General features: G+C 68.0%; 7 protein-coding genes and 4 pseudogenes. 5 read left to right on the forward strand and 6 right to left on the reverse strand.

Translation table 11 applies throughout. From position 1 onward, the window contains the following. Nucleotides 1–336: 336 nt before the first annotated feature. From ACFU8W_RS51260 to ACFU8W_RS51275, 4 genes and pseudogenes are all read left to right on the forward strand, one after another. Nucleotides 337–705, forward strand: coding sequence for a group II intron maturase-specific domain-containing protein (locus ACFU8W_RS51260; RefSeq protein ID WP_384052708.1), 369 nt, complete (start codon nt 337–339; stop codon nt 703–705). A gap of 95 nt (nt 706–800) precedes the next feature. Then, nucleotides 801–1,340 (forward strand): annotated as a pseudogene (locus tag ACFU8W_RS51265) (IS630 family transposase); the annotation flags it as partial. 354 nt (nt 1,341–1,694) lie between these two features. Then, a pseudogene (locus ACFU8W_RS51270) lies at nt 1,695–2,470 on the forward strand (transposase). Then, nucleotides 2,467–2,889 carry a hypothetical protein gene (locus ACFU8W_RS51275; protein ID WP_384052709.1) on the forward strand — a complete coding sequence of 141 codons (423 nt, stop codon included), beginning with the start codon at nt 2,467–2,469 and terminating at the stop codon, nt 2,887–2,889. Before ACFU8W_RS51270 ends, ACFU8W_RS51275 begins: the two are co-directional and overlap by 4 nt. A gap of 518 nt (nt 2,890–3,407) precedes the next feature. Here ACFU8W_RS51275 and ACFU8W_RS51280 read toward each other — a convergent pair. Then, nucleotides 3,408–3,758: pseudogene (locus ACFU8W_RS51280) on the reverse strand (dihydropyrimidinase); the annotation flags it as partial. Nucleotides 3,759–4,166: 408 nt separating this feature from the next. On the opposite strand from ACFU8W_RS51280, the gene ACFU8W_RS51285 reads away from it, so the two are divergent. After that, the gene (locus ACFU8W_RS51285) at nt 4,167–6,527 is read left to right on the forward strand and encodes a SpoIIE family protein phosphatase (RefSeq protein ID WP_384052710.1); all 2,361 of its coding nucleotides are present in this window, start codon (nt 4,167–4,169) and stop codon (nt 6,525–6,527) included. A gap of 26 nt (nt 6,528–6,553) precedes the next feature. On the opposite strand, the gene ACFU8W_RS51290 is transcribed toward ACFU8W_RS51285, so the two are convergent. The 5 genes and pseudogenes from ACFU8W_RS51290 to ACFU8W_RS51310 all read right to left on the reverse strand — a co-directional run. Next, nucleotides 6,554–7,513, reverse strand: a complete 960-nt coding sequence (locus ACFU8W_RS51290; RefSeq protein ID WP_384052711.1) for an amidohydrolase family protein — start codon at nt 7,511–7,513, stop codon at nt 6,554–6,556. A 14-nt stretch (nt 7,514–7,527) separates the two neighbouring features. Beyond that, complete coding sequence (locus tag ACFU8W_RS51295) at nt 7,528–7,965, reverse strand: SRPBCC domain-containing protein (protein ID WP_384052712.1); 438 nt, start codon at nt 7,963–7,965, stop codon at nt 7,528–7,530. Next, complete coding sequence (locus tag ACFU8W_RS51300; RefSeq protein WP_384052713.1) at nt 7,962–8,162, reverse strand: hypothetical protein; 201 nt, start codon at nt 8,160–8,162, stop codon at nt 7,962–7,964. Before ACFU8W_RS51300 ends, ACFU8W_RS51295 begins: the two co-directional genes overlap by 4 nt. A gap of 11 nt (nt 8,163–8,173) precedes the next feature. Next, nucleotides 8,174–9,421, reverse strand: coding sequence for a xanthine dehydrogenase family protein molybdopterin-binding subunit (locus ACFU8W_RS51305; RefSeq protein WP_384052714.1), 1,248 nt, complete (start codon nt 9,419–9,421; stop codon nt 8,174–8,176). A gap of 27 nt (nt 9,422–9,448) precedes the next feature. Next, nucleotides 9,449–9,971, reverse strand: a pseudogene (locus ACFU8W_RS51310) (hypothetical protein); the annotation flags it as partial.

Raw genomic sequence — 9,971 nt, forward strand, 5'->3', positions numbered from 1 at the left:
AAAGCCGGATGCGGGAGAACCGCATGTCCGGTTTGAAGCGGCGGGGACTGGAAACGGAGATTTATCCACCGCGCCAGTCCCCGACCCTACTCGACCTCTGGATGGCCCGGGAGCACCCCGGCATCCAGTTCGAGCGGTACTGCGACGACGTGGTGGTCCACTGCCGCAACGAGGTTCAAGCACATCAGGTGCGTGAGGCCATCGCCGGGCGGCTGGCCGAGTGCGGGGGGGCTGGAGTTGCATCCCCAGAAGACCCGCATTGTGTATTGCCGGGACAGGAACAGGCGTGGCTCGGCCGAGCACACCTCGTTCACGTTCCTGGGGTACGGGTTTCGTGTGCGGAAACTCCGGACGAAGCGCGGGGACTTCTTCTTCGGCTTCAATCCGGCTGTCAGCGACGAGGCCGCCAAGCAAATCCGGGTGCAGATCCGCCGGTGGCGGTTGCACGTGCGCAGTGACACAACCCTGGAGGAGCTCGCCCGGGAGATCAACCCGGTCGTGCGGGGCTGGATCAACTACTTCGGACGGTTTCACCCGTCCGCGTTGCTCTCCACCCTCAACCGCATCAACGACTATCTGGTGCGGTGGCTCGTCCGCAAGTACGAGCGGTTCAAACGGAAACGAGCGAGAGCGCGAGAGGCCCTGAACCGTCACGCCAGGCGGTTCCCGGGGCTCTTCGCACACTGGAAACTCGTCAAGCCGTAACCGTGAATGACTGGACGATGGGAGCCGTGTAAGCCGAGAGGCTTACGCACGGTTCTGAGAGCGGCGGCGGGTGAAACTCCCGCCGCCGACTCACCCAGGCCCTGGACCGGTCCCAGCCAGTGCTGCCGATAATGCCGGGCATGCCCGAGCGGCGCACCCACGACTACGTGCGCAACGGCCTGACCACCCTGTTCGCCGCCTTCGATGTCGCCACCGGCCAGGTCATCTCGGCCCTGCACCGGCGGCACCGGGCCGTGGAGTTCAAGAAATTCCTGATCCGGATCGACAAGGCGGTGCCCGCTCACCTGCAGATCCACCTGATCGTGGACAACTATGGCACCCACAAGACACCGGTGATCAAGGCCTGGCTCGCCAAACATCCCCGGTTCGAGCTGCACTTCACCCCGATCGGTTCCTCGTGGATCAACCAGGTCGAGAGGTGGTTCGGCTACCTGGCCCACCAGATGATCCGTCGAGGCGCACACAAGAACATCCAGGCCCTGGAAGCCGACATCCGCGCATGGGTCAAAGACTGGAACGAAGACCCCAAGCCCTTCATCTGGACCAAGACCGCCGAAGAGATCCTCGACTCCCTCGCCCGCTTCTGCCGACGGATCTCTGGCGCAGGACACTAGTACTCCAGCCGTAGTTCGGTATCTGGGCAGGTCAGCGGCCTGGGGGCGCGAGTGTAGCGGGGCCGGCGGGTGCGCGGGAGGGGCTTGCCCACCGTGCTCCGGCGAATAGGTAGCCGCGTCGTTCGTAGTGGCTCTGGCGGGCGCGTGCCTGGTGGCGTCGTCGCCATCGTGACCAGTTCATGGCGTGGGTGCGACGTGTGAGGTGGTGTGCGGGCTCAATTGCCATCAGGCGGCGGATCTCGGCCGGTGTGAGAAGGGAGTATATGAGTGTATAGGAGTTTTGTCGTCACCTGAATGTGTGGCGGTGCGGCATCCCGGCCGGTCGGCGGCCATGGGCGTGTTGGGCTGGGCACCGTGAGCGAGCGCAAGCCCTACAAGACCGACGTGAGCGACGAGCGGTGGGCGCTGGTCGAGCCGGTGATCGCCGCGTGGAAGGCCGCGCATCCCTCGGTCAGCGGCCATCAGGGCCGGTACGAGATGCGGGGGGTCGTCAACGCGCTGCTCTACCAGGGTCGGACCGGCTGCCAGTGGGACCTGCTTCCGCACGAATTTCCGCCACCCGGCGCGGTGAAGTACTACTTCTACACCTGGCGTGACGACGGCACCGACCAGGCCATTCACGACCTGCTGCGCTGGCAGGTGCGGGAGATGGCACGCCGGAAGGCGGACCCGAGCCTGGTGGTGCTCGATACCCAGAGCGTGCACGCGGCGGCCGGAGTGCCCGCTGAGTCGACGGGGCGCGATCCGGCAAAAAAGTACCGGGCCGCAAGCGCGGCCTTGCCGTTGACGTTCTGGGGTTGGTGATCGCGGTGGTCGTGATGGCGGCGTCGGCGCACGAGAACGCCGTCGGCATCGCGCTGCTGGACAAGGTCGCCGCCGACACCGACGCCGTGGAGAAAGCCCTGGTCGATCAGGGCTTCAAGAACGCCGTCATCGCGCACGGGGAGAAGGTAGGCATCGAGGTGGAGGTCGTGGAGCGCGCCTATGGGATCTTGATGCTGCACCGCAGGCTGGTGCGCGATTACGAGCATCTGCCCCGTAGTTCGGAGTCGCGGGTGTACTGGGCGATGACCGCGGTGACAGTGCGCCGGTTGACCGGGGCGGCCGTGCCGGCTTGGCGCACCGCATGACCGGCGGGGAGCTGACGCTCGGCGCAGTGCTGGCGCGGCTGGAGGAGCGGGAACGAGAGATCACCGCGCAAGCCGAGGAGACGCGGGAACAGATCACGCAGCTGACCGCACAGCTCGACGAACTCGGCCGGGCCGCCGAGGAAGTTCGGATCACCCGCAAGACACTGCTGGAGCTGCCCGACCCGCAACCGCCCGCGCCGCCGGCACCGAAACTGCCGGATCATCCGGCCTACCAGCAGATCATGGCAGTGTTCACCGCGGCCGACCATCCGCTGCGGGCCCGGCAGGTGTGCGAGGCGATGGACCTGACGGTCGCGCCCAACAACATCAACAACGTCCGCCCGAAGCTCAAGCGGCTGGCCGACCGCGGAATCCTGACCGAGACCGAGCAGGGCTTGTTCTCCCAGCCCCGGCCGTAGTCGACCGACTTCGTCACGACCTGCCCGATCGCCCCACACGAAACGAAGAATCGGGCATCAGGTCTCATACCGCCCTCTGAGGTCCACGAGGCCGGGTGTGTCGTCGTCGGCGCCCCTTTTTCGTGTTCCTGGGCGGCCATGGCGGCGAGGAAGGCGTGGGCGAGCATGGCGAGGGTGATGTGTCGGTACCAGCCGGTGTAACGGCGGACCTCGTACTCGTCGAGGCCGCACCCGTTCTTCGCGCTTTGGAAGCACTCCTCGATCTTCCAACGGCATCCGGCGATCCGGGCCAGGTCGGCGAGTGCGGCGTCCAGTGGAGCGCTGGCCAGGAAATAGGCGATGTCCTCGGGGTCGTGGATGCTGCGCCGGGCCAGCATCCACCGCCTGCGGGTGGGCTGGTCGCCGTCGGTCAAGGGGGGAGCTTCAAACCCCACCAAGACACGATCTTGGTCGGCGGCGGGAGCCCGTCCCCGGAGTGCCGGTGAAGCCGAACTCTTCCAGCGCGGCCGCGGTTTCGCGCCCGCTTCTTCGGCGCAGTCGCGTTCGTGATCGTGATCAAGGGCATCGGCGCGGCTGGTCCAGCGTGCCCGCGCGATCGTCGTCGTCCCGCCCCACGCGGCCACCCGCGTCCCCGTCTCGAACGTGTCCGACGCGAACGTTCCTCCGAAGGGCAGCTCCATGTGCGTGTGCGCGTCGACACCGCCCGGGATCACGTGCTCCTGCGACGCGTCGATCACCCGGTCCGCCGTCCACTGCTGACTTCCCGGCGCCGTCGGCGCCACCACCCGGCCGTGCTCGATCAGCACATCCGCGTGCACCTCGTCGGCGGCCGTGATCACGAGACCGCCGGTAATCAGAGTCCGAGTCATTTCCCAGAATTCCCTTCACGACGACCACCGACCAGGCCACCACCGACAGCGGCCGGGGCGACGCCCCGGCCCGTCGGCCCCCTCACGCCGCCACCTCGCACGGCACAGGGCCTACTCCTCTAGAAAATCCCTGGTCACGCGACCGAACGAAAGTCTTGAACGAGGAACGCTCAGCATCCCGGACGCCAGGGCACTCCGGTGCCCCTGGTCCCGGCACTGCATCTACGCTGCGCTGGTCTCCAGCGCGGCCTACCGCGAGAAGTCCGCGTCCTTCCACCACCTCCAGAACCCTCGCTCGCGGACTTCTATGGTGCGAACCGAGTCTCCAGTTGCTTCACCTTGCCATCCGGCGGACCCAGGGCGATCGTAGGTAGTGCTTGCTCCTGCGGGAGGAAGGCCGGGATCACCATGGACGAATGGCGCCGACAGATCGGCCGGCTCACGGCAGCACTGCCCCACGCTCTCCTCGACACATGCGCCATCGCCGTGACAGACCCGGAAGGACAGGTCACGTACTGGAGCAGCGAGGCGGAGGCCCTGCTCGGATACACGCCCGGCGAAGCCCTTGGCAGGTCGGTAGAAGATCTGCTCGCCGCCGACGGCACGCTGCGTCACCGCGATGGTCGCCCCGTGGACGCACAGATGCGCCTGTGCCCCCTACTGGATGCCGAGCAGGAGGCCGCCTTCCTGCTGATGATCGTTTCCCGGACGAGTTTGTCCGAGGACAGCTCACTCACACGCTGGCTGTTCGAACAGCATCCTCTCGCCCTCGCGATCAGCGCCCCTGACGGACGATGGCTGCACGAGAACGCAGCGATGCAACAGTTGACCGGGAGGTCGGAGGACGACGTTCGCGGCCTACGCCAAGCCGAGTTTCTCCAGGACCCCGTGTTCGAGGAGATGGACCGACGAACCGTCCGGGTCGCCGAGAGGGGGCAGCCCGAATTCACCGAGCCGATCGTGAAGCTCCCGGGCGAGGCCAGGGCACACGCCTGGGCGGTCGACATCTTTCCGCTCAAGGACGCGGCCGGCCATGTGCATGCCGTGGGCTTCGCGCCCACCGACTACTCCCAGCAGTACGCCTCGCGGGAGCGACTGGCCCTGCTCAGCGAGGCCAGGACCCACATCGGCACCAGCCTCGACATCGCGAGAACCGCCCGGGAACTCACCGAGGTCGCGGTCCCCCGCTTCGCCGACCTTGCCAGTGTCGATCTCCTCGATCCCGTCTTCCGGGGCGAGCTGCCGCCTCCGGTGTTGCCTGGGCCCGCCATGCTGCGGCGGGCAGCGCAGCGGTCGGCTTTCCCGACGCCCGAGAACCTACCTGGTCCCGGAGAGGCGCACACGCACCCGTGGTCGTCGCCGGTGGCCCAGTGCCTGACCACCGGTCGCGCCGTGGTGCACGACGTCGAGGCGCCTGAGATCGCACGCTGGCTCGCCGATGAGCCTTCCCCTGCCGCGCTCGCAGAAATCATGGGAGTTCACTCGCTGATCGCCGTGCCGATCCAAGCCCGGGGCACGATCCTCGGGTCGGTCCTGTTCACCAGATGCGCGGCGACCCGCGACCTCTTCGGTCCCGATGATCTGATCGTCGCCGAAGACCTGATCGCGCGGGCCGCGATCTGCTTGGACAACGCCCGCCGGTTCACCCGCGAGCGCGGCATCTCGCTGACACTGCAGCAGAGCCTGCTGCCGAAAGGACCGACCGTACATCCAGCCGTGGAGACCGCCGTTCGCTACCTGCCGACCGGTGATGGTGCGGAGGCCGGTGGGGACTGGTTCGACGTGATCCCGCTCCCCGGAACACGAGTCGGCCTCGTGGTCGGTGACGTCGTAGGCCATGGCATCAACGCCTCGGCGACCATGGGCCGGCTCCGTACGGCAGTACGCACACTCGCCGACATGGACCTGCCTCCCGACGAGCTTCTCACCCATCTCGACGACATGATCTCCCATGCCGAGGGAGAGCAGGGTGCGGACGTCACGGGTGAGATCCCCGGCGACGTCGGCGCGACGTGCGTGTACGCCGTCTACGACCCGGTCTCCGGGACGTGCTCGATGGTCCGGGCTGGCCACCCGGCCCCCGTGCTGGTCCGACCGGACGGCAGCAGTAGCCTCGTCGACATGCCGGCCGGCCCACCGCTCGGCCTGGGCAGCCTGCCCTTCGAGACCACCGAACTCACCTTGCCCGAAGGAAGCCTGCTCGCCCTCTTCACTGACGGTCTGATCGCCCCCCGCACCAACGACGTCGACAGGGCGCTTTCCGACCTGAGTCGTACGCTCGCCCGGCCGGCCTCCTCACTCGAAGCACTGGCCGACTCCGTGCTGGACGCGTGCCCCGAACCGCGCGCCGACGACGTCGCCCTCCTCATCGCCCGCACTCGCGTTCTCGACCGGGACCACGTCGCTTCCTGGGACCTGCCCAGCGACCCCGCCATCGTGTCGGAAGCGCGCAAGTGGGTTTCCGACCGGCTCGCCACGTGGGGTCTGGAGGAGGAGGCGTTCGTCACGAAACTCGTGGTCAGTGAGCTGGTCACCAACGCCATCCGCTACGGCAGTCCCCCGGTCCAACTGCGGCTGATCCACGACCGCATCCTCATCTGCGAGGTTTTCGACGGCAGTAGCACCAGTCCTCGACTGCGCCGCGCCCGCGTCTTCGACGAGGGCGGCCGGGGTCTGCTCCTCGTCGCCCAGCTGACTCAACGATGGGGCACGCGCTACACCCGTACCGGCAAGACGATCTGGGCCGAGCAACTCCTTTCCACGGGGTGAGCCGGTGCACACGGCTTCGGGTGGGCCTACGCCTTGCAGCGTCCCAGCGCCGCTTCCGCGTTCGCCGTGGCTGCCCGCTCGACGAGTTCCGGGCCGCGATGCGCCACGAGACCGGCGGGGTCGAAGGTGCCCATCGGGAAGGGCCAGTCGCTGCCGAGGACGAGCCGGTCCGCACCGAACGTGTTGATCGCGAGGTCGACCACCGCCGGATCGTGGGCCAGGCAGTCGACGTAGAAGCGGCGGACGACCTGCCGGGGCGGTTCGGTGAGGGGCTTCAGGCCGGGCCGGTGGGTCTCGACCCCGTGCTGCCAGCGTCCGACGATGGCCGGGAGCGTCCCGCCGCAGTGGACCAGGACGACGCGCATCCCCGGGTGGCGGGCGAGGACGTCGCCGAAGACGAGTTCAGCGGCGGCGACCGCCGTCTCCGCGGGGTTTCCGAGGAGATTCGCCAGATAGAACGGGGCGAGCCGTTGATCCTGCGCGGCACCCGGGTGGAGCAGGATGGTCCGCTCGTCACGGTCGAGTGCTTCCCACAGCCGGGCGAGCGCCGGGTCGGCGAGCGAGATCGAGCGACCGCCGGCCGAGGCGGTGACACCGGCCCAGCGTGGGTCGTCGCGGACACGCTCGTACTCACGGAGTGCGGCGTCGGGATGTTCCAGGGGGAGGTACGCCAGCGGGCTGAGCCGGTCGTGACCGGAGACGCGGCGGAGCAGGCCGTCGTTCAACGCTCGGGTCCAGGCGGAGGCGGCGTGCGGGACCAGATGCTGGCGGAAGAACGGGGGCGGGACCGCGACGATCGCCTCGTCCAGTCCGGTGGCGTCCAGGTACACCTCCAGCCCTTCGGGGTGGTACAGGGAAGGGGGGCCGGCGCGGTGGCCGTCCAGGACGAGCAGTCCGTCGTCGTCTCGTTCGGTGCCGGGGAGATCGCCGAGCGTACGGTCGTCGATGTCCGGGGCGAGGTGTGTGTGCAGGTCGATGCCGGGCAAGGGGTTTCCGATCGTCAGGAGGTCTGGACGGCCAGGGCCGCCGCGGACTGGAGGGTTTCGCCAATGGTCCTGGTGGCGACCTCGCGTGCGACGCGCTGGCCCACACTCGCGGCGGGACCGAGGACTGCCAGGTCGGCAACCCAGGTCACATGGCTGCCGGAGCCCTCGGCGGCGAAACGGAGCTCGATGCGGGCATCCACGGCGTGCTGGGCACGGTGAGCCGTCACCCGCAAGACCGCCCCGTGCGCCGAGATCTCCTCGGTGCGGATAAGGGTGTTCAGGGTCATCCGTCCGAAGGGCGTGACCGGGGTGAACACCGTGACGATCGTGCCGTCCTCGCTCACGGACAGAGAGCGGAAGGCCGGTACCGCCTGGAGCGCCGGCTTGTTGTCACCGAGCGCGGTCAGGGCAGTGGAGGGCGTGGGGGTGGTGAATTCTCCGCTGAGTTTCATCGCTCCACCTTCACCTTGTCGTTGTCGCGTCCCCGCAGCAGCGAGAGGATCCGCTCCGGCGGGTTGAAGGAGTCCAGCACCAGGCCGCTGTCGCCGACCGCGTCCTGGACGGCGGCGCAGATCGCGTGCAACGGCGCACCACCGCCCTCGCCCATTCCCTTGGCGCCCACCGGTGTGAAGGGGGAAGGGCTGACCACGCTGTCGTAGCTCAGGCTGCGGAGGTCGTAGGTCGTAGGTCGTAGGCCGTGGCGGCGTGGTAGTCGTAGAAGTTGGCGGCGGTCAGTTGGCCGGCCTCGTCGTAGCCGAAGTGCTCGAACAGGGCGCCGGAGAGGCCGTGCACGGTGGCGCCGTGGACCTGGCCCTCGATGACCATGAGATTGATCGGCGTACCGCAGTCGTCGACCATGCCGTACCGCAGGATGCGGACCTCCCCGGTCTCCTCGTCGATCTGCAGCACGCACGCGTGGATCTGGCTGGCGTACGTGAGCGTGAGGTTGCCGTACTTGCGTTCCAGATCGGGCAGTTCGAAGGGAGCCCGGTAGACCGCGCGGCCCACCATGCCGACTTCTTCCGCGACCTCGGGCGGAAGGGTGCCCGGGGCGAAGTGCACGATGCCGGCGACGGCATCCAGCGGCAGGGCTCGCTCGTCGTCACCCCGCACCTTCGCGAGGCCGCCTTCCAGAACGATCTCGTCCGGGGTGGCTCCGAGCACCGAGGCGGCGACGAGCTGGATCTCGCCTACGAGCTTCTTCGCCGCGTTGACGATGGCTCCGATGCCCGTGACCGCGAACTGGGAGGCGTACGAGCCGGAGAAGCCGGTCTGGGCCGACAGCGCCGTGTCGCCGCCGCGGTGCACGATGACATCGTCGTATCCGACGCCGAGGAGGTCGGCGACGACTTGGGCGACGGTGGTCTCGTGGCCCTGTCCGAAGGCGACCCCGCCGGTGATGGCGTACACGGAGCCGTCGGCGCCGAGACGGACCAGGCCGCCCTCGGTGTTGCCGGCGAAGGGGATGTGCTCGTTGACGAGGCGGGCCTGGGCGAAGTTGTTCGTGCCCGATTCGAGGGTGGAGCCGATGCCGATGCCGATCCGCTTGCCCGTGCCGCGCGTCTGCTCCTGGAGACGGCGGGCGTCCTCGTAGTCGATGAGGTCGAGCGCCTTGCGCAGCGACAGCGGCAGGTCGCCGGAGTCGTAGACGCAGCCGTTGACGGTCGTGTACGGGTACTGGTCGGGCTGGACGTAGTTCTTGAGGCGGAACTCCACCGGGTCGAAGCCGAGCTTGTGGGCAGCGATGTCCATCATGCGCTCGACTACCCACATGTGCTGGAGTCGTGAGTAGCCGCGGTTGGGGTGGACCGGGCCCTTGTTCGTGTAGACGCTGCGGTAGCGCACCTTGAGGTGCTTGAGCTGGTAACAGGCGTTCGTGACCTGGGTCCAGATGTGAAGTTCCCCCAAGGCCGGGTAGTTAGGGCCCGTAAAGAATCAACACGTTGGTTTGATCTCTGTCGTGAGGGTCACGCCGTGTGCGGTGGCGTGGACGAGGAGTCCTGCCAGGGTGCTGAGGTGTGCTGCTGAGGGCTGGGATGTGTGTGCGTGCTGGTCCATCAGTTGTCGGATCTCGCTGGTGGTGTGGCGGATGGTGTCCTTGCTGACGGCGAAGAGGTGGGCCAGCACGGTAGGCGGCAGAGCGAGGTTTTGTTGCAGCACGGTGGCCAGGACCCGGTCGGCCAGGTCGAGTTTGGCTTTGCGGCCGCCGCCCGGGGCCCGGCGCCGGGTGCCGCCGTCGCGTCGGGTGGCCGGGTCCTGTTTCTGCAGCGCCTGCCAGCCGGGGGTCAGGGTCTCGGTCAGCTCGGTCAGTGCGGTGCAGGTCATGCCGGTCAGCACGGGATGTGACAGGGCACCACGGTCGAAGTGAACCGCCGACTTGTATGGGGAAAGCGGGACGCGGTCGGGTTGGCCGCTCGTAGCGTGCCGTAGGACGCCGGTCCGGGTGACTCGTGAACCG

The organism is Streptomyces sp. NPDC057565 (assembly GCF_042801455.1).
Classification (GTDB): domain Bacteria; phylum Actinomycetota; class Actinomycetes; order Streptomycetales; family Streptomycetaceae; genus Streptomyces; species Streptomyces yanii.